Origin of the sequence: Hymenobacter sp. 15J16-1T3B (assembly GCF_020711235.1) — a bacterium.
GTDB lineage: Bacteria > Bacteroidota > Bacteroidia > Cytophagales > Hymenobacteraceae > Solirubrum.
Genome location: NZ_JAJFAV010000005.1, coordinates 269044 through 288059, shown reverse-complemented (window position 1 = coordinate 288059; position 19016 = coordinate 269044). Strand labels below are relative to the sequence as shown.

Here is a 19016-nt window from a genome sequence, read left to right as displayed (position 1 = left end):
TTGCCGGCCGGGCGCGTTACCTTGCGCTTGGTCCCGTTGCCCGATTCCCGTTCATGCGTTTTCCTGCTTACCTCTGCCTGCTGCCGGGCCTGTTGCCGCTGTCCGCGGCCGCCCAAAACGCCGCCGCGCCGGCCGCCCTGGCCCCGCTCACCGTCGACAAGATCATGCGCGAGCCGGCGGAGTGGCTCGGCGGCCTGCCCTCGGCCCCGTACTGGAGCGAGGACGGCAAGCGCATCTACTTCCAGTGGAACCCCGACAAAGCCCGCCGCGACTCGCTGTACGTGACCACGCCGGCTGGCGGCGCCCCGCGCAAGGTCAGCCTCGCGGAGCAGCGCCAGCTGCCCGCCGCCCGCGGCGAGTACGACGAAGCCCGCAGCCGCAAGGTCTACGAAAAGGACGGCGACATTTACTTGCTCGACCTGAAATCGGGCAAGAGCCGGCGCGTGACCAACACGGCCGAGCGTGAAACCGAGCCGGCATTTGCCCTGCAGGACCGCGTGCTCAGCTACGTGCGCGGCGGTAACCTCTTCACCTGGGACCCGGCTACCGGCGAAACCGCCCAGCGTACCGACTTCCGTCGCGGCCAGCCCCTGCCCGGCCCTTCCACCGATAAATCGGAGAAGTACCTGCGGGCCCAGCAGCTGGCCTTGTTCCAAGTGCTGCGCGGACGCGAGCAGGACCGGCTGGCCCGGGAGCGGCAGCAGAAAGCTCTGGCCCGGCTGCGGCCCAAAGCCATTTACCTCGGCACCAAAACCGTGGAAAACCTGCAGCTGGCCCCCGATGGCCGCTACGTGACCTACTCGCTGGTGCAGGCGCCGGCGGCCGATAAGCTGGCCCTGGTGCCGAGCTTCGTCACCGCGTCGGGCTTTACCGAAGAGCTGAACACCCGCAACAAAGTGGGCGCCCCGCAAACGGCCTACGAACTGGGTATCTACGACATCGGCCGCGACACCACTTTCGTGCTCGGCTACAAGGACCTGCAGGGCCTCGACGAGCAGCCTGCTTACCGCAAGGAGTACGCCCTGAAAGCCAAAGCGCCCACGCCCGCGCCCGATGGCAAGCCGGCCGCTGACGGCAAGGGCGCCAAGGACAAGCCTGCTTCCGAGCTGCGCCGCGTGGTGCCCTACGGCCCCTACTGGAACCGCACCGGCGAGCGGGCCTTCCTCGTCATTCGCTCGGCCGACAACAAGGACCGGTGGATTGTCAGCCTCGACCCGACCAGCCAGAAAATCGGCCTGCTCGACCGGCAGCGCGACGAAGCCTGGATCAACGGCCCGGGCATCGGCTACGGCGCCGGCAACGTGGGCTGGCTGCCCGACGGCAAGCGCATCTGGTTCCAGAGCGAGGAAACCGGCTACTCCCACCTCTACACCGTGGACGTGACCAACGGCCAGAAAAAGGCCCTAACCAGCGGCAACTTCGAGGTGCAGCAGGCCCAACTGTCCCGGGACAAAAAGACTTGGTTTATCACCGCCAACAAGCCCCACCCCGGCGAACAGCATTTCTACCGCCTGCCCGTCGACGGCGGCCAACTCACGCAGATTACCACCCGCTCCGGTGCCCACGAAGTGGTGGTGTCGCCCGACGAGAAAACCCTGCTGGTGCGCTACAGCTACTCGAACAAGCCCTGGGAGCTGTTCGTGCTGGACAACAAGCCCGGCGCCAAGTACCGGCAACTCACGCACTCGACCACGAAGGAGTTTGAAAGCTACGCCTGGCGCGACCCGGAAGTGGTGACTTTCCCGGCCCAGGACGGGGCCACCGTCTACGCCCGCCTCTACCGCCCCGCCCAGCCCGACCCAAGCCGGCCGGCCGTCATCTTCGTGCACGGCGCCGGCTACCTGCAGAACGCGCACAAGTGGTGGAGCCAGTACTTCCGCGAGTACATGTTCCACAACCTGCTCGTCGACCGCGGCTACACCGTGCTCGACGTGGATTACCGCGGCTCGGCCGGCTACGGCCGCGCCTGGCGCACCGGCATCTACCGCTACATGGGCGGCAAGGACCTCTCCGACCAGGTCGACGGAGCCAAGCTGCTGGTGGACAAGTACGGCGTCGACCCGCAGCGCATCGGCATCTACGGCGGCAGCTACGGCGGCTTCATCACGCTGATGGCCATGTTCACCCAGCCCGAGGTGTTCCGGGCCGGCGGCGCCCTGCGCTCCGTCACCGACTGGGCCCACTACAACCACGGCTACACCGACAACATCCTCAACGAGCCCTACAACGACTCCCTGGCCTACGCCCGTTCTTCGCCCATCAACTACGCCGAGGGCCTGAAGGGCGCCCTGCTCATGTGCCACGGCATGGTCGATACCAACGTGCACTTCCAGGACATCGTGCGCCTCTCGCAGCGCCTGATCGAGCTGAAAAAGGAAAACTGGGAGCTAGCTGTATACCCCGTCGAAGACCACGGCTTCGTGGAGCCCGCGTCGTGGACCGATGAGTACAAGCGCATTCTGAAGCTGTTCGAAACCAACCTGCGTGGGCAGGCCGCTGGGCCGGCCGGCGGGGGCGGCAGCACCGGTAGCCGCTAGGGCTCCACCGCGCCCCAGTAAACGCCCAGCCCCGGCCGTATCACGACGGCCGGGGCTGGGCGTTTACTGGGGCGTCGGCTGGTCGGAGTTGCGGTTGAGCTGGTAACCCAGGGCCACGCCTAGGCTGTAGGTGCGGCCCGAGTAATCGTAGCCGTTGTGGTGCGTGAACTGCCCGCTGACGATGTAGCGGCTGACAACCATGTGGTCGAAGAGGGACTCCCGCCCGTAGCATCGGCCCGTCAGCGTGAAAGTCAGCCGGCCGCGGTGCACGCCGGCTTCCAAGTAGGGGCGGAGCGTGGTACCGAAACCAGGACGCACCACGGCGTAGGTCGACAGCCGTTGGTTGTTGTCGATCAGTCGGGTCGCGGCCGCGTCGTCGCCGTATTGCAATGACTCCTCGCGGTTGCGCCAGCGCAGGGGCACTTCGGCGCCGGTGCCCAGCAGCAGCTGGTACTGCTGGCCCAGGGGCCGCAGCCAGCGGAGGCCCAGCTGAGGCGTGGTGAGCCGGCCTCGCCAGCTCAGTTTTCCCTGCCATTGCGCCGAGCCATCGGGCGAGGGCAGCGCCACCGTGCGGCCGTACGCGGCGTGCTGCACCGCCAAGTGCAGCGCCAGCCGCCGGCCCGGGTGCACCAGGTCCAGGTAGGCCCCAATCTGCGGGTGCACGTGGCCGTCCAGGTCCACGCCGTTAAGGGTGGCCCGCTCAACCGCGGGCTCGTCGGTGGTGCGAAACCGCAAGGTGTTGTAGCGCAGCCCCAGGGTGGGGCCCACCTGCAGCTTGACGGGCGGCCGCCGCTCCCGCGCCACGCGCCGCCCCGGCTGCCGGGCGCTGGAGCATTCCCGGTTAAAGGTTTCCACCACCTCCGCCAGTGCCGCCGCGGTGAAGGCCGCGGCTTCGGCCACCGATACCGCGGCGGGGCAGTCGCCGAAGTACAGCAGCAACTGCCCACGGTAGTTGTTGCCGTCGGCGATGCGCCGGGCGCCGTCGCGCAGCACCAGGTAGCGGCGCTCGGTCATTTCCAGGTATTCCTGCCCCGGCCGCCGCACAAAGAAGTGCTTGACGTTGTTGAGCGTCACGCCCAGCAGCGAAGCCGGCCCGTCCACCAGCACATCGGCTAGCACCGAGTCGGGGTGCTGCGCCAAGTGCAGGCCCACTTGGAGGCGGTTGGCATCGGTTTCGGCGGTGCGGTCGAGAGGCAGCAGTTCGTGGCGCAAGAGCCGGCCGCCACCCAGCCCTACGGCCCGCAGCTGCCCGGCGCTGTATATGCGCAGGCCAGCATCGGAGCGAAACCGGATTTTGTCGGGCGGATCCGACCAGAACGCATTTTCAACTTCACCGCGCAGCGTGTCGCCGCGGCTGAGCACGAGGTAACCGCGTTCAAACGTCTGAGCGCGGGCGCCCGCAGCACTGAAGCCTAGCAGCACGCACAGGCCGGTCGGGCGTAACCAACACAGGTTCATCTACAACAATACTAGCGGATCAAAGAGGCGTTAAATGTAGCCCTTCGATCCGCTATTGCCGGCACGTCGCGCGGCTTTACAACTGCTTGCTCAGCCGAAAGCCGCTGTAGCTAAAGCCATTGACGTTCACGCCCTGCACCGGCACCATCGACATGCTGCCGCCCTTGGCCTTGTGCAGTTGCGGCACCAAGATGCCCGACAGCGCCCCCACGGAATAGCCCACAATGTTGTCGGAGAGGAAGTGCTTGCCGGCTTGCATGCGGTTGTAGGCCACCGCCGCCGGCACCAGGGCCGCCGCGGTCCACACGTAGGGCTGCGCGGGCGAGTCGGGGTTGAAGTCGTGAAATACCTTGGCCGCGAAGAAGGTAGCCGCGGCCGTATGCCCGGTGTGCCCGGCAAAAAACGAGTTGGTGGCAATCTTGCTGCCGCGCTTGTTGGCCGGCCCTTCGGGTCCGTACACGAAGGGCCGGTAACGGTACACGTTGCCCGCCGACAAGGTAAACGCAGCGTCGGAGAGGGCCAGCGTCTGCACGTACAGCCCGAGCACTTGCCCGTAGCGGCCGCGTACGTTGTCATTCAACGCCAGCAAACCCGGCGCAATGAGCAGGGTGGGGTAGCACAGCAGGTCGCTGGCGAGCTGGGCGTTGTCGCTGTACTTGCCCGCTACCCACCGGTCAAATTTGGGAATGTCGTTCTTATCGAGGGCGGCCAGTTCGGCTTCGCTCAGGCCGTGCTTTTGCTGAATCAGGTACAGGCCGGTGCCGGCCCCCACGCCGAGGGCCGCGGTGATGGGAAAATCGACGGCAAAGCGGGTGCGGTAGGGCGAAGGCGCTTGCTGAGCCTGAGCGGCGGGCGCCAGGGTGGTCAGCAGCGTACCGGCAAAGAAGAGGGCGGAGGTGTGGTTCATGGCAAAATCCTAAGGCTCCTACAACGGCAGAGCTTGCGTGCGGGTTGACGCCGCCCGCCGGGCCCGCGCCGGAGCCGCTAGCTGGGCCGACCCCGCCCGCGGCGCGGCGCCAGCGGAAAACGCGGCGCAACTGCTCCTGGGGGCAGACAACTGATAAGTAAAATCGTAGCTTTGTGACCTATCCGCCGCCGCTCTGCCGGGGCGCCCGGCGGATACTGGTTTACCCAAAACCGGCCCTAATTCAGCGCAATGCCCTATCTGTTTACTTCCGAATCGGTTTCGGAAGGCCACCCCGACAAAGTCGCCGACCAGATTTCCGACGCCATCCTCGACGAATACCTGCGTCAGGACCCCGCCGCGAAGGTCGCCTGCGAAACCCTCGTAACCACCGACTTCGCGCTGGTAGCCGGCGAGATTAAGTCGACGGCCCACGTGGAGCCCGAGCCCATCATCCGCGAGGTGATTCGGCGCATCGGCTACAACAAGCCCGAATACCTCTTCAACGCCGACACCTGCGAGGTGATGAACCGCCTGCACGAGCAGTCGGCCGACATCAACCAGGGCGTGGAGCGCGCCAAGCCCGAGGAGCAGGGCGCCGGCGACCAGGGCATGATGTTCGGGTACGCCACCCGCGAAACCGAGAACTACATGCCCCTCGCCCTCGACCTCTCGCACCGTCTGCTGCGCGAGCTGGCCGCCATCCGCCGCGAAGGCAAGGAAATGACCTACCTGCGCCCCGACGCCAAGAGCCAGGTCACCATCCGCTACGCCGACGACAACACGCCCGAGGCCATTGAAACCATCGTCGTCAGCACCCAGCACGACGACTTCGATGAAAATGAGCAGACGATGCTCAAGCAGATCGAGCAGGATGTGAAGAACATCCTGATTCCGCGCGTGAAGGCCCAGCTCAGCCCCGAGGTGCAGCAGCTCTTTACCGACGACATCAAGTACCACATCAATCCCACCGGCAAGTTCGTCATCGGCGGCCCCCACGGCGACTCCGGCCTCACCGGCCGCAAAATCATCGTGGATACCTACGGCGGCAAGGGCGCCCACGGCGGCGGTGCTTTCTCGGGCAAAGACTCCTCGAAAGTGGACCGCTCGGCCGCGTACGCTGCCCGCCACATTGCCAAAAACCTGGTGGCCGCCGGCGTGGCCGATCAGGCGCTGGTGCAAGTAGCCTACGCCATCGGCGTGGCCGAGCCCGTGGGCTTGTTCGTGACCACCTACGGCACCACCCACGTGAGCAACGGCAACGGCCAGAAGCTCACCGACGGGCAGATTGCCGAGAAAGTGCAGGGCATCTTCGACCTGCGCCCCTACGCCATCGTGCAGCGCCTGGGCCTGCAAAACCCCATCTTCGCCGAGTCGGCCGCTTACGGCCACATGGGCCGACAGCCCGGCAAAAAGGAAGTGAAAGGCGCCGACGGCTCGACCCGCACCGTTGAAACCTTCACCTGGGAAAAGCTCGACTACGTCGACCAGATCAAGCAGGCGTTCGGTCTGAACTAAATGCATTGCGCTGAGCCTTCGGCCCGCGCGACTACGCAAAACGGCGCCCGTTCCAGCTGGAACGGGCGCCGTTGTTTTATCCGGTAGCCGACGCGGTTCAGTGGGCCACCTGCTTTTCCTTGTGGCGGATGAGCTGCTTTTTCAGCTGCTCGGCCGCCGCATCGGCCGCGGCTTCGAAGCTGCCGGCGTCTTCCTGGCTGAAGAGCGTGGTACCGGGTACGAAGAGCTTGATTTCTACGGTTTTATTGTTAATGCCGTCGTTGTTGTTCAGGCGCATGATTACTTCGCCTTCCGTCACGCGGTCATAAAAAGTTTCCAGCTTATCAAGGCGCTTCTGGATGAAGTCGAGCAACTTTTGATCGGCGGTGAAGTGCACCGATTGCATCTGTACTTTCATCGGTCGTGGGGGTTAGGAGTAAGACAAAAAAGGAACGTTAGGCTTTTGGGTGGGCCTTTTCAAACACTGCTTTCAGTTTGTCGATGCTCAGGTGCGTGTACACCTGGGTAGCCGCCAGATTCGCGTGGCCCAGCAGCTCCTTGATGGCGTTCAGATCGGCGCCCTTGCCCAGCAAATGCGTGGCGAAGGAGTGGCGCAGCACGTGGGGGTGCTGCTGCCCGGGCGCCGAGGTAATCTGCCCGAGGTAGTGCTTGACGGTGCGGTACACCAGCTGCGGATAAAGCGGCTTACCTTTATCCGTAACGAGCAGGGGCGCTGCGGCGTTGCCAGCGGCGCCGAACTCCTTGGCTTTCCGCTGCATATAATTGTCGAGCACGGCAATAAGCGAGGGGTTCAGCGGCACAATGCGCTGCTTGTTGCCCTTGCCCGTCACGCGCACCGTGCGGCCCGGCAGGCTCACGTCCTGCTGCCCGATGCCGATAAGCTCCGCGAGGCGGATGCCCGTGCCGTAGAGCATTTCCAGCATCAGCTGGTCGCGCACCCCGGCGAAGTCGTCGGTAAACGCAAACGAGTCGAGCAAGTGGTTCAGCGGCTCCTCGGGCACGAAGTCGGGCAGCTTCTTGCTGGTCTTGGGCGAGGTGATGCGCAGCATGGGGTTGCGCGCGACGGCGCCCGTGTGCAGCAGAAACTTGTAGTAGGAGCGCAGGCAGGCAATCTTGCGGTTCACGGTGCGCGGGTCGCGCTGCTGCTCCATCAAGGTCACTATCCACGAGCGGATCAGTGTGTGGTCGGCTTCGGCCGGGTTGCTGATTTCGTAGGCTGCCAGCAGGTAGTCCGCGAATTGCCGCAGATCCGTCTCGTAGGAGAGAATGGTGTGGGGGGAGTAGCGGCGCTCGAAGCGCAGGTAATCGATGAAAGCTTCCATGCGAGGGAAGCCGCGGCGGCGGCGGGTGGACGGACAATGTAGGAAACCCCGCCGAGAATCAAAACATAAAAAAACGACCAGCCAGCCCACAAGAAATGGGCTGGCTGGTCGTGAATCTGTTAGCCGGCTGAGCGCGAGGCTCGCTGGCTCCTAGCCGCAGAATTAGTCCTGCTGGCCGTACATCGTCTGCTTGTAGGCAGCCTTGATCTTCTGCTTGCGCTTCGTAACCGAAGGCTTCTGGAAGAACGTGCGGCGGCGCAGCTCTTTCAGCACGCCCGTGCGCTCGAATTTCTTTTTGAAACGTTTCAGCGCGCGGTCAACCGACTCGTTTTCCTTGATTTGGACGATGAGCATAAAAAAGAAAGCGTGGAGTTTCTGAGTTTTGAGGGCCGCAAAGATAGCCAGAGATTTTGACGAATGCACGGCTTGTGCCGTTTTTTTCGTTGCAACCGCTTGGCAGCCTGCCCCAAATGGCGTACGCGACCGGGCGGCCGGGATTTTCCGGCCAGCCCGGTGCGGAATAACGCTCCGAATAAGCCGTCGGGCTTACTTCAGAATGGTGCGGGCAATAACGAGCTTCTGAATCTCGGACGTGCCCTCGCCGATGGTGCACAGCTTGGAGTCGCGGTAGAACTTCTCGGCCGGGTAATCTTTGGTGTAGCCGTAGCCACCGAAGATCTGCACGCCCTCGTTGGCCACGCGCACGCACACTTCCGAGGCGTAGAGCTTGGCCATGGCCGATTCGCGGTTCACGTTCTGGCCCTGGTCCTTGAGGTCGGCGGCGCGGTAGGTCAGCAGCGAGGCGGCTTCGATTTCGGTGGCCATGTCGGCCAGCTTGAAGCTGATGCCCTGGAAGTTGCTGATGGGCTGGTTGAACTGCTGCCGCTCTTTGGAATACTGCAGCGCGGCCTCGAAGGCGCCCTGGGCAATACCCAGCGACAACGCGGCAATGCTGATGCGGCCGCCGTCGAGCACCTTCAGCGCCTGCACGAACCCGTCGCCTACTTTGCCGATGACGTTTTCCTTGGGCACGCGGCAATCGGTGAAGATCAGCTCGGTGGTTTCCGAGGCGCGCATGCCCAGCTTGTCCTCCTTGCGGCCGGCTTCGAAGCCCGGCGTGCCGCGCTCGATGATGAAAGCCGTCATGCCGTGCGAGTCGCCCACTTCGCCGGTGCGGGCAATGACCACGGCCACGTTGCCCGACTTGCCGTGGGTGATGAAGTTCTTCGCACCGTTGAGCACGTAATGGTCACCGTCGAGCACGGCGGTGGTGCGCATGTTGCCCGCGTCGGAGCCGGTGTTGGGCTCGGTCAGGCCCCAGGCGCCGATCCACTCGCCCGAGGCGAGTTTGGGCAGGTACTTGGCTTTTTGCTCCTCGGAAGCGTGCTGCAGTATGTGGCCGGTGCACAGCGAGTTGTGCGCCGCCATCGAGAGGCCGATGCTCGGGTCAATTTTCGACAGCTCGGCAATGGCCGTCACGTACTCCACGTAGCCGAAGCCGGCGCCGCCGTACTCGGTGGGCACCAGCACGCCCATCAGCCCCAGTTCACCGAGCTTGTGGAACACCTCCACTGGAAATTCCTGGGTGTCGTCCCATTCCCGCATGCGGGGCTTGATGTGGGCCGCGCCGAAGTCGCGCACCATCTGGGCAATCATCGTCTGATTTTCAGTAGCTACCAGTTCCATGGCAGTAAAAAGGGGTTGGTGGGAATGATGGGAAGAGCAGAACGAGAAAAACAAACGCTCGTTTGGGTCGGGCTAAGGTACGCATTTTGGCGGCTGCCAGCCACTGCCCGGGCGGCCCCAATTTTGAAAGCGCCCACGGATTGAGTTACTTTGAAGGTTTTTTAAGCGTTCTGACCTTTCCGGCTCGTACACAGTTGCGGTCCGTTTCCCTCTTTCTTCGGCTCATCTAAGCCTGCATGCATCTACCTGCTTTCCGTTGCCTGCGCCAGCTCTGGCTGCCGTGCTTACTCGTCGTACTGGGTCTTTCTTCCTGCTCCAAGAAGATTTACAACCAGCGGGTTATGTTCAAAATGAACGCGGAGGGTCAGATGGATACGGCCAAGGTGCGGCGGGCCGTCAACCGGGCCAATCGGAACTATACCATCCAGAACAACGATTTACTGGCCGTGCGGGTGTATACCAATAGCGGTGAGCGAATTATCGACCCGAACGGGGAGCTCCGTTTCGGTAATCCGGCGGGCTTGCTCTCCACCGGCGCCAACGGTAGCCGGACGCTAAGCAACGTGGGCGGGCAGGGCGGTGGCGCGGGCACCAGCTCGTCGGCGGCCGGGGAATCGGAATTCCTGGTACAGACCGACGGCTACGTGAAGCTGCCGCTGGTCAACCGCGTGCGCGTGCAGGGCCTGACGCTGATGCAGGCCGACAGCCTGCTGCAGGTGCGCTACAGCGAATTTTACAAGGGCGTGTTTGTGACCACCCGCGTCACCAACAACCGGGTGGTGGTGCTCGGCTCGCCCGGCGGCAAAATTGTGCCGCTGGTCAACGATAACATGAACCTGCTGGAAGTACTGGCCGCGGCCGGGGGCGTCGACGGCGCCGCCGGCGGGGCGGGCTCCCTGTACCGCTCGGGGGGTAACGTGTCCAACGTGCGCATCATCCGCGGCGACCTGAAGAATCCGCAGGTGGAAATCGTCGACCTGACGACCATTGCCGGCATGCGTCGGGCCAACCTGCAAATGGAACCCAACGACATCGTATACATCGAACCGGTGCGGCGTCCGTTCTACGACTCGCTCAACGACGCGGCGCCCGTACTGGGCTTGGCGGGCTTGGTGCTCAATACCGCCGCCCTGATCATCACCATCATCCGGTATAACTCAAACTGAGTAGTTCGGAAGTCTTTCTCTTTGCATCGCATACCTGACCTAGATGGCCGTTAACGAAAACGCCGAACTGGAAGAACTCATCCGAAACGCCACCAGTGGCGGCGCGGCGCCGGCGGCGCCCGCAGCCGAGGCCGACGATGAGTCGGTAGGGGGAGGGTTCGACCTGCCGCTACTGCTATCGGTGACGCGGCGCAGTCTGCCGTGGATGATTTTGCTGGTGCTGATTGGCTTGGCCGCCAGCTGGAGCTATTTGCGCTACACCAAACCGCTGTACCGCTCGTCCTCCACCATCAAGATTGACGAGAAGCAGCAGGCCGGGGACCTGGGCCTGCTGGCCGCCGGCGCCCAAGCCGGCCAACAAGGCATCAGCAAGCTGTCGGGGGAAGTAGAGTTAATCCAGTCGGATCTGATATACAGTCGGTTGCGCGACTCTCTGGAACTCGACGTGAATTACTACACCGAGGGCACGGTGCTGGAGACGGAGCTGTACCGCACGGCGCCGTTTCGGGTGGACTACAAGGTGCTGGAGCCGGTGCAGTTTGGGCAGAAATTCAACGTGGAAGTGCTCGATCAGGACCGGTTCCGGTTGAGCTACGCCCAGGGCCAGGCGGAGCAGGGCAAGGAGTACCGTTTCGGGGAACCCGTCACCACGCCGGGCTTTACCCTCACCTTGACGCGCACCCGCTTCTTCAACGAGCAGACGCCGGATACCAAGTACTTCTTTGTTATCAATACGCCGGAAGCCATCAACAGCTACCTGGCGCAAAACCTGGTGGTCAGCATCATCAACCCGGACGCCAACACCATCGGCATTGCCTTTACCGACTACACCCCGGCCAAAGCGCGCGACATCGTCAACAAGATTGACTCGGTGTACCTGGACGTAAAGCTGGCCCGCAATTCCCAGAGCACCCAGCAGTCCATGTCGTTCTTGGACAGCCAGCTCAACGGCAACCGGGATTCGCTGCAAAAAGCCGAAGACGCCCTGCAGGCCGCCGTCAAGCGCAACCGCACCTACGATGCCAAGGGCGACCTGGGCACCATTACCACCCAGATGCAGGAGCTGGCCAAGAAGCGGGAGGAAATCCAGCGGCGCCAGGGCGTGCTGCAGGACTTGGCTCGGGTAGTGGAACAGGAACGCTTGGTGAACAGCGACGACCTGACCGTGGAAGAAAGCATTCCGGGGCTGGCCGTGCTGCAGGACCCGCAAATCAGCCAGCAGCTGGGCGTGCTCAACGAGCAGCAGCGCGAGTTGCGGCAGGTGCTGCAGTCGTACCAGCCCACCACCACGGCCGTGCAGATTCGCCAAAACCAACTGGCGTTTACCAAGCGCAGCATCCGCCGCTTGCTGCAGCAAACGCTGAAGCTCACCAACGACGAACTGAATGCGTTGACCCGGCAGCAGCAGCAATTGGCCGGCGAGTTGCAGGCTTTGCCTGGTAAGGAAACCGAACTGGCCCGCCTGCGCCGACCGGTGGAGCTGTACGTCAGCTCTTACATGCTGTTGATGCAGAAAAAAGTCGACTTCGGTATTCAGAAAGCCGGTACCATTGCCGACCTGCAGATTCTGTCGCCGGCCAGCCTGCCGGGCGTGCCGATTTCCCCGCAGAAGATGATGGTGTACGCCATCGGCTTGGCCATTGGTGCCGTGTTGGGCCTGGGCTTGGTGGCCGGGCGTTACCTGCTGCACAACACCGTGACGAGCATCCGCGAACTGGAGCGCAACACCGTGGCGCCGGTGCTGGGCGTGGTGCCGTCCTACGACAAGGAAAAGCTGTCCGTGTCGAAGCTGATTGTGGATAAAAACCCCAAATCAGCCATATCCGAAGCCATTCGCTCCATTCGAACCAACCTGGAGTTCGTGGCCAACTCCCGGCAGAAGCGCCTGATTTCGGTGACGTCGACCATTTCGGGTGAGGGCAAAACTTTCGTGGCCGTCAACCTGGGCGGTATCATTGCCCTCTCCGAGCAGCGCGTCATCATCATCGACCTGGACATGCGCAAGCCGAAGGTGAACTTGGCCTTCGACGCGGAAAATACCAAGGGCGTCAGCACCATCCTGATTGACCGGCACACGGTGCAGGAGTGCATTCAGCGCACCAGCATTCCGTCGCTGGACTTTATTTCGGCCGGTCCGACCCCGCCTAACCCCTCGGAACTGATTCTACATCCGCAGTTCGACCAGATGCTGGAAGAGCTTAAGCGTACCTACGACGTCATTATCATTGACACCCCGCCGGTGGGTCTGGTAACCGACGGCGTGCTCATCATGCGCAAGGTGGACGTGCCGATTTACATCGTGCGCGCCGGCTATTCCAAGAAGGCCTTCCTCAAGAACATCAACAAGCTGGTGCGCGGCAGCGGCTTCGGCAAGCTGACCACCATCCTCAACGACGCCCAGGCCGGTGGCATGTATGGCTACGGCTACGGATATGGCTACGGCTACGGGTACGGCTACGGCACCGGCTACGGCTACTACGAGGAAACCAAAGCACCTACGGGGCTGCTGGCGCGTCTGCGCCGCCGCTTTTCGTAAGTTGCCGCCTCTATGGCTTCCTTTTTCCAAAAGCTTTTCGGTCGGAGTGCGGCCGTAGTGCCGGCTTCGCTGGCCGGGCTGGGCACCGATATGCACTCCCACCTGCTGCCGGGCCTCGACGACGGGGCCGAAACCGTGGAACAGTCGCTGGAACTGCTGCGGCTGATGCAGACGCTGGGCTACCGCAAGCTGGTGATGACGCCCCACATCATGGGCGACTTTTACCGCAACACGCCCGAGGGCGTGCGCGGCGCGTTGGCTCAGCTGCAGCACGCCGCCACGGCGGCCGGCATCGATGTGGAGCTGCACTGCGCGGCCGAGTACTACCTCGACGAGTTCTTCATGCGGCGGCTGGAAACGGGGGAGGAGCTGCTCAGCTTCGGTGGCGACAAGCGCTACCTGCTCTTCGAGACGTCGTACATCAACGAGCCGTTTAACCTGCAGGAAGCGGTGTTTGGGCTGAAGGCCGCGGGCTACCAGCCGGTGCTGGCCCATCCGGAGCGCTACACCTACCTCTACGGCCGCTTCCCGGAGCTGGAAAAAATCCGCGAAAACGGCGCCCTGCTGCAAGTCAACCTCAATTCCTTGGTGGGCTACTATTCCAGCGGCGCCAAGCGCGTGGCCGAGAAGCTCATCGACGCCGGCCTGGTCGACTTCGCGGGTACCGACGCGCACAACCTCAAGCACATGTCCTCGCTCGACCGCGTGCTCAGCAGCGAGTACCTGCCCAAACTGTTGCAGTTGCCGCTGCGCAACGCGGAGCTGTAAATTGTCAAATGGCGACCTGGTTGACCCGCCAATCGTGCCGATGCCCGCACGCCTAGCCTGTTAACCAGTTGCCAGTTTACCTATTCCTGCCATGATCTTCGTTACCGGCGGCAGCGGCCTTGTGGGTTCTTACCTGATTCCGGCCCTGCTGGCCCGGGGGCTGAGCGTGCGGGCGCTGTACCGCCAAGCCGTGCCCCGGCACGTGCCCGGCCACGAGCGGGTGGAATGGGTGGAAGGCGACCTGCGCGACTCCGGCGTGCTGCGCGAGGCCCTGGCCGGCGTCACGCACGTGTTTCACTGCGCCGGCCTCGTTTCCTACGCCCCGCAGGACGCCGAGCTGCTGCGGCAGGTGAACGTGGAAGGCACCGCCGTCGTGGTGGATGCTTGCCTGGCCCGGCCGGGCGTGCGGCTGTGCTACGTGTCGTCGGTAGCGGCGCTGGGCGGGCTGCCCGAAACGGCCACCGGGCCCGAGCTGGACGAAAACGCCAAGTGGGACCTGGGCGCGGCCCACGGGCACTACGCCACCAGCAAGTACTTGGGCGAGACGGAGGTGTGGCGCGGCATGGCTGAAGGGCTGTCAGCGGTCATTGTGAATCCCTCGGTAATCCTGGGCGCCACCGACTGGGAGCGGAGCAGCACGCGGCTATTTCGCTACGCCCACCAGCAGCATTCGTTTTACACGCCGGGAAAGGTTAATTTTGTAGATGTACGCGACGTGGTGGAGGCCATGCTGCGGCTGACCTTGGACCTTGCTGGGACGGGCGAGCGGTACATTCTGAGCGCCGGCGCGCTGCCGCTGGGGGAGTTTTTCCGGCAGGCTGCGGCCTGTTTCGGCAAGAAGCCCCCGACGGTGCAGGTGCCCGATTGGGCCGCCGAAGCCATTTGGCGGCTGGAGCACCTGCGCAGCCTGGTCAGCGGCTCCCGGCCGCTCATCACCAAGGACACCGCCCGCGCCGGGCGGCGTCCCGTGGTGTACCAAGCCGAGAAGGTGCAGCGGGCTACCGGCCTGCGCTTCCGCCCAATTGAGGAAACCATCCGCTGGGCTTGCTCGGCCCTGGCCGCCGGGCCGAACTCCGAACCGGTGCGCGGGGTTGTAGTACCCTAGGGGCCGTCCACAAAAAGCGGGCGGCGCCGTACAGAGGAAGGACGCGTCGGCCCTGGCTGCCGCGGCCGTTGCTGATTATATTGAGAATGAACGAACAGTCTGAGGAACGGGATGAGGTGTTGGCCACGGTGCAGCGTTTTGAGCGCATGCTGGCTGACGGCGAACCGGCGTTTTTTGATCTGGCCGATTTTGAAAGCATTATCGACCACTATACCCAATCCGCGCAATTTGACAAAGCCTTGCAGGCCTGCGAGGCGGCCGTGGCCCAGTACCCCTTCAGCACCGAGCTGCTGATCGACCGGGCCCAGGTGCTGGCCATGCGCGGGCAATACCCCGAGGCGCTCAAGCAAATCGACGAGGTGGCCGAGCGCGACCCGGATAATGCCGACGTGGCCGTAACCCGCGGCATCGTTTCGACGCAGCAGGGCGACTACCCGGCGGCCGTAGCCTACTTCCAGCAGGGTGTGGAGCGCGCCCCCGACCGCGACGACATCTACTTCAACCTCGGCCTAGCCTACCAGCAGTGGCAGAAGTTTAAGAGCGCCGCCCGCAACTACAAGCAGAGCCTCAAGCTCAACCCCGACAACGACGCGGCCGTGCAGGAGCTGCTGTACTGCTTGGAAGTGTCGGGCCGCCTGGATAGCAACCTGGAGTTTTTCCGCCGCTTCACCGACGAGGACCCGTACTCGACCATTGCTTGGTACAACCTCGGGCAGGCCTACTACAAGGCCGTGCAGTATGGCAACGCCGCCCAGGCCTTCGACTACGCCATCGTCATCGACCCGAAATTCTACGAGGCGCACGCCTACCTGGCCAGCTGCTTTGTGAGCATGGAGGAGTACCAGCGCGCCATCGACGAGTTTCAGCTCAGCTACCCCGAGGGCGAGCCGACGGCCGAGGCCCTCTGCAACATCGGGGAGTGCTACGAGAAGCTGCGCCAGTGGGACCTCTCGCGCCGCCACTACCAGAAGGCCCTGGACCTCGACCCGGAAATGGACGAGGCCTGGTTTGGCATCGGCGTGATTCTGGACGCGCAGGAGCACTGGTTTCAGGCCATTCACTACTACCGCAAGGCCGTGAGCCTCTACGCCGAAAGCGGAGAGTACTGGGTGGCCCTGGCCGGGGCCGAGTACCAAGTAGGTAATATCGTGTCGGCGCTGGAAGCCTACGAAAAAGCCACCGAGGTGCAGCCCGACATGCCCGAGGGCTGGATCAACTGGAGCGCCATCCTCTACGAGCAGGGCAACTACGACGCGGCCATCGACCTGATGAAGACGGCCACCGAGCTGCTGCCCGAAGACGCGGAGTTGCTCTACCGCCTCTGCGCCTACCAGTTGGCCGCCGGCCGCTACCGCCAGGCGTACGAGGTACTCGAAAATGCCCTACTTTTGGACTTCGACAAGCACCGCCTGCTCTTCGAGTTCTTTCCGGAGCTGGAGCAGCAGCGCGCCCTCACCCGCTTGATCGAGCAATACCGGAAGTAAATGGCTGAATGGCTGCCTTGTTAACGGACTGAAAACAGCAGTGGCTGTCGGGGCTTCGGCGCCCGGCGGCCACTCTTTTTTTGCCGCTGCTGCAGGTACTGCCCCGCCGCCGTTTGCCCCATTTGACCACCTTCATCAGATGAACTACACCCTCTCGCAAATCCCCGAACGCACCCAGAAACCGCGCGAACAAGGCTTTACCATGGTTATGGACAAGGGCCTGAGCGTGCGCGAAGTCGAGGACTTCCTGGAAGTTGGGGCCGACTACACCGACATCGTGAAGCTGGGCTGGGCCACGTCGTACGTGACCAGCAACCTGCAGCGCAAGCTCGACGCCTACAAGGCCGCGGGCATTCCGGTGTACTTCGGCGGCACCTTGTTCGAAGCTTTCATCATCCGCAACCAGTTCGACGACTACCGCCGCCTGCTCGACCAATACGGCATGGAGTACGCCGAGGTGTCGGACGGCTCCATCGAGCTGGACCACGACCGGAAACTGGAGTTTATCCGCACCCTGTCCCAGGACGTGAAGGTGCTGTCGGAAGTGGGCTCCAAGGACGCGGAGAAGATTATTCCGCCCTACAAGTGGATTGCCCAGATGCGCACCGAGCTGGAAGCCGGCGCCATCAAGGTTATCGGCGAGGCCCGCGAAGCCGGCAACGTGGGCTTGTTCCGCTCCACGGGCGAAGTGCGCTCGGGTTTGGTGGAAGAAATCCTGACCCAGATTCCCTTCGAGAAAATCCTTTGGGAAGCCCCGCAGAAAGCCCAGCAGGTGTGGTTTATCAAGATGCTCGGCGCCAACGTAAACCTGGGCAACATCGCCCCGAACGAGGTTATTTCGCTCGAAACCATCCGCCTGGGTTTGCGCGGCGACACGTTCTCGCACTTCCTCGACATGGACGCGGTCGACCCCATGTTCAAGCCTACTGAGAAGCCGGGCGCCAAGCCGGGTACCTCGATGCCGCGCGGCTAACAAGCACGCTGACCCCGAAAGCACGCAAGCCCTGGTCGTTCCGGTCAGGGCTTGCGTGCTTTCGGAACCAAGCCGGGCGAAAATGCTCTACCTTCAGTGCAGCCTACCGCCATTGCTATGAACCACTGGTACTTGACTCCCGCCCTGTTGCTGGTGGCGGAAATAGCCGTCGGCCAAACGGTGCAGCCCGCCGGTGCGCCGACCACGCCCATAAACTGGCAGTCACCGATTTACGGGTCCACCTCGTTTACCGAAACGTTCCCGTTGGATTTGAATGGCGACGGCACAGCGGATGTGGGATTCTCCAACGTGTACACTGCCGCCGCGGGCGCGGGCGCACCCACGCTGCGCACATTCACGGTGAGTACCCGAAACGCGGCGGTGGAACTGGCCACCGATTCGGTGGAGTTTGACAGCGCGAAACGATTTCAGGCCGGGCAGCTGATCCGCAACGGCATCCGCTGGGGCAGCACCGGTTACGTCGATTACGAAGTCACCGGCAACGGCGGGACCGGCGGCCGCGGGTTTTTCCGCGACGGCGTGCCGGGCTTTGTCGTGGTGCGCATGGCGGTAGCCGGTGCGTGGCGGTACTGGTGGGTGCAGGTAGAATCACGCAGCAGCGGCAACCGCCGCGTGAATTACTACGGCGCTTCGCAAGGCCTGCCGCTGGCGGCAGCGGCGCCGGCCCGCCGCGTGGCGCTGGAAGCCTACCCGAACCCGGCCACGACGGCCTGGCGCGTGCAACCCAGCTACCAGGGCCCTTACCGCCTGCTCGACCAGCTCGGCCGCGTGGTGGGGCAAGGCCAGATCAGTTCGGTCCAAAGCCAGGTACCGGCCACCGCACTGCCGCCCGGCCGGTATTGCCTGGAGCTGTGCAACGCACCGGGCGTCCGGGTGATGCTGCTTAAGCAGTAGCAGAACACACCGCGGCCGGGTGAGCTTTGGGCGGAGCCCGGCAGTGGAGTTGCGAGAAAAGCTGCGCGGTAGCCATGGCCGCGGCAACGGGCTGCCATACAAGGCCGCTGCTGCTACCTTTGCGCCATGCCTCATCGTCATTACCCTACGTACCCGCCGGCCCGCGGCAACGTGTTGCTGCTGAGCTGCATGGACTTGCGCCTGCTCGACGACATCGTGCACTTCATGGAACACGACAACCTCACCAACCGCTACGACCAGTTCATCTTGGCCGGAGCGGCCTTGGGCGCGGCGCACAATGAGCACTGGGACCAAGCCCTGTTCGAGCACCTGGAAGTGGCCTGCCAGCTGCACGACGTGCGCGACGTGTACATCCTGGAGCACCGCAATTGTGGCGCCTACCGGGTGTTTCTGGGCGACGAAGGCGCTTTCGGCGACTCGGTCCACGACCACGCGGCCGAGTACGCCCTGCACAACCAGTACGCCCAGCGGCTGGCCGATAAAATCCGCGCCTGGAGCGAGGCCCGTCCGCAGTACCCGCTGCAGGTCCGCTGCTTTCTGATGGACTTGCGCGGCGGGGTGGAATTGCTGGCCGCTGCCGAGTAAGTCCCGCTGTACCTATTGCGTCCGCGCATTTTCCTGCC

16 protein-coding genes are annotated in these 19016 nt (G+C 63.5%); 10 read left to right on the top strand and 6 right to left on the bottom strand.

Going from position 1 to position 19016, the window contains the following annotated elements; translation table 11 throughout:
• The first annotated feature begins 53 nt into the window (after positions 1-53).
• On the top strand, positions 54-2537 hold the full coding sequence (locus tag LJ737_RS11335) for a S9 family peptidase (RefSeq protein WP_227765708.1): 2484 nt from the start codon (positions 54-56) through the stop codon (positions 2535-2537).
• Positions 2538-2600: 63 nt separating this feature from the next.
• Here the strand turns inward: LJ737_RS11335 and LJ737_RS11330 are convergent, their stop codons facing one another.
• Both LJ737_RS11330 and LJ737_RS11325 read right to left on the bottom strand, forming a co-directional pair.
• The gene (locus LJ737_RS11330) at positions 2601-3995 is read right to left on the bottom strand and encodes a hypothetical protein (RefSeq protein WP_227765706.1); all 1395 of its coding nucleotides are present in this window, start codon (positions 3993-3995) and stop codon (positions 2601-2603) included.
• A gap of 76 nt (positions 3996-4071) precedes the next feature.
• Positions 4072-4902 carry a phosphatase PAP2 family protein gene (locus LJ737_RS11325; RefSeq protein ID WP_227765704.1) on the bottom strand — a complete coding sequence of 277 codons (831 nt, stop codon included), beginning with the start codon at positions 4900-4902 and terminating at the stop codon, positions 4072-4074.
• A 249-nt stretch (positions 4903-5151) separates the two neighbouring features.
• Here LJ737_RS11325 and metK point away from each other — a divergent pair, with 249 nt between their 5' ends.
• Positions 5152-6417, top strand: a complete 1266-nt coding sequence (gene metK, locus LJ737_RS11320) for a methionine adenosyltransferase (RefSeq protein WP_227765702.1) — start codon at positions 5152-5154, stop codon at positions 6415-6417.
• 97 nt (positions 6418-6514) lie between these two features.
• Here the strand turns inward: metK and hpf are convergent, their stop codons facing one another.
• The 4 genes from hpf to LJ737_RS11300 form a co-directional block, all read right to left on the bottom strand.
• The gene (hpf, locus tag LJ737_RS11315; protein WP_227765699.1) at positions 6515-6814 is read right to left on the bottom strand and encodes a ribosome hibernation-promoting factor, HPF/YfiA family; all 300 of its coding nucleotides are present in this window, start codon (positions 6812-6814) and stop codon (positions 6515-6517) included.
• Between the two features lie 37 nt (positions 6815-6851).
• Positions 6852-7739, bottom strand: coding sequence for a tyrosine-type recombinase/integrase (locus LJ737_RS11310; RefSeq protein ID WP_227765697.1), 888 nt, complete (start codon positions 7737-7739; stop codon positions 6852-6854).
• Positions 7740-7901: 162 nt separating this feature from the next.
• Positions 7902-8093, bottom strand: a complete 192-nt coding sequence (gene rpsU, locus LJ737_RS11305) for a 30S ribosomal protein S21 (RefSeq protein ID WP_227765694.1) — start codon at positions 8091-8093, stop codon at positions 7902-7904.
• Positions 8094-8285: 192 nt separating this feature from the next.
• Positions 8286-9425 (bottom strand): acyl-CoA dehydrogenase, encoded by a 1140-nt coding sequence (locus LJ737_RS11300; protein WP_227765693.1) that lies wholly within the window; start codon positions 9423-9425, stop codon positions 8286-8288.
• A 236-nt stretch (positions 9426-9661) separates the two neighbouring features.
• Here LJ737_RS11300 and LJ737_RS11295 point away from each other — a divergent pair, with 236 nt between their 5' ends.
• From LJ737_RS11295 to LJ737_RS11260, 8 genes are all read left to right on the top strand, one after another.
• Positions 9662-10591, top strand: a complete 930-nt coding sequence (locus LJ737_RS11295; protein WP_227765691.1) for a polysaccharide biosynthesis/export family protein — start codon at positions 9662-9664, stop codon at positions 10589-10591.
• Between the two features lie 43 nt (positions 10592-10634).
• Positions 10635-13127 (top strand): GumC family protein, encoded by a 2493-nt coding sequence (locus LJ737_RS11290; protein ID WP_227765690.1) that lies wholly within the window; start codon positions 10635-10637, stop codon positions 13125-13127.
• Between the two features lie 12 nt (positions 13128-13139).
• The gene (locus LJ737_RS11285; protein WP_227765688.1) at positions 13140-13895 is read left to right on the top strand and encodes a tyrosine-protein phosphatase; all 756 of its coding nucleotides are present in this window, start codon (positions 13140-13142) and stop codon (positions 13893-13895) included.
• 91 nt (positions 13896-13986) lie between these two features.
• Positions 13987-15000 carry an NAD-dependent epimerase/dehydratase family protein gene (locus LJ737_RS11280; RefSeq protein WP_227765686.1) on the top strand — a complete coding sequence of 338 codons (1014 nt, stop codon included), beginning with the start codon at positions 13987-13989 and terminating at the stop codon, positions 14998-15000.
• 86 nt (positions 15001-15086) lie between these two features.
• Positions 15087-16484 carry a tetratricopeptide repeat protein gene (locus LJ737_RS11275; RefSeq protein ID WP_227765684.1) on the top strand — a complete coding sequence of 466 codons (1398 nt, stop codon included), beginning with the start codon at positions 15087-15089 and terminating at the stop codon, positions 16482-16484.
• A gap of 139 nt (positions 16485-16623) precedes the next feature.
• Positions 16624-17457, top strand: a complete 834-nt coding sequence (locus LJ737_RS11270) for a phosphosulfolactate synthase (protein ID WP_227765682.1) — start codon at positions 16624-16626, stop codon at positions 17455-17457.
• A 117-nt stretch (positions 17458-17574) separates the two neighbouring features.
• On the top strand, positions 17575-18372 hold the full coding sequence (locus LJ737_RS11265) for a hypothetical protein (RefSeq protein WP_227765679.1): 798 nt from the start codon (positions 17575-17577) through the stop codon (positions 18370-18372).
• A gap of 126 nt (positions 18373-18498) precedes the next feature.
• Positions 18499-18978: a hypothetical protein gene (locus LJ737_RS11260; protein ID WP_227765677.1), complete on the top strand. Its 480-nt coding sequence runs from the start codon at positions 18499-18501 to the stop codon at positions 18976-18978.
• Positions 18979-19016: the final 38 nt, after the last annotated feature.

Bases quoted from the DNA above. Each gene is read 5' to 3' on its own strand.
- LJ737_RS11310 (WP_227765697.1), bottom strand. From the start codon at position 7,739: ATGGAAGCTTTCATCGATTACCTGCGCTTCGAGCGCCGCTACTCCCCC.
- metK (WP_227765702.1), top strand. From the start codon at position 5,152: ATGCCCTATCTGTTTACTTCCGAATCGGTTTCGGAAGGCCACCCCGAC.
- hpf (WP_227765699.1), bottom strand. From the start codon at position 6,814: ATGAAAGTACAGATGCAATCGGTGCACTTCACCGCCGATCAAAAGTTG.
- LJ737_RS11295 (WP_227765691.1), top strand. From the start codon at position 9,662: ATGCATCTACCTGCTTTCCGTTGCCTGCGCCAGCTCTGGCTGCCGTGC.
- LJ737_RS11335 (WP_227765708.1), top strand. From the start codon at position 54: ATGCGTTTTCCTGCTTACCTCTGCCTGCTGCCGGGCCTGTTGCCGCTG.
- LJ737_RS11285 (WP_227765688.1), top strand. From the start codon at position 13,140: ATGGCTTCCTTTTTCCAAAAGCTTTTCGGTCGGAGTGCGGCCGTAGTG.
- LJ737_RS11270 (WP_227765682.1), top strand. From the start codon at position 16,624: ATGAACTACACCCTCTCGCAAATCCCCGAACGCACCCAGAAACCGCGC.
- LJ737_RS11260 (WP_227765677.1), top strand. From the start codon at position 18,499: ATGCCTCATCGTCATTACCCTACGTACCCGCCGGCCCGCGGCAACGTG.
- LJ737_RS11265 (WP_227765679.1), top strand. From the start codon at position 17,575: ATGAACCACTGGTACTTGACTCCCGCCCTGTTGCTGGTGGCGGAAATA.
- LJ737_RS11290 (WP_227765690.1), top strand. From the start codon at position 10,635: ATGGCCGTTAACGAAAACGCCGAACTGGAAGAACTCATCCGAAACGCC.
- LJ737_RS11330 (WP_227765706.1), bottom strand. From the start codon at position 3,995: ATGAACCTGTGTTGGTTACGCCCGACCGGCCTGTGCGTGCTGCTAGGC.
- LJ737_RS11300 (WP_227765693.1), bottom strand. From the start codon at position 9,425: ATGGAACTGGTAGCTACTGAAAATCAGACGATGATTGCCCAGATGGTG.
- LJ737_RS11280 (WP_227765686.1), top strand. From the start codon at position 13,987: ATGATCTTCGTTACCGGCGGCAGCGGCCTTGTGGGTTCTTACCTGATT.
- rpsU (WP_227765694.1), bottom strand. From the start codon at position 8,093: ATGCTCATCGTCCAAATCAAGGAAAACGAGTCGGTTGACCGCGCGCTG.
- LJ737_RS11325 (WP_227765704.1), bottom strand. From the start codon at position 4,902: ATGAACCACACCTCCGCCCTCTTCTTTGCCGGTACGCTGCTGACCACC.
- LJ737_RS11275 (WP_227765684.1), top strand. From the start codon at position 15,087: ATGAACGAACAGTCTGAGGAACGGGATGAGGTGTTGGCCACGGTGCAG.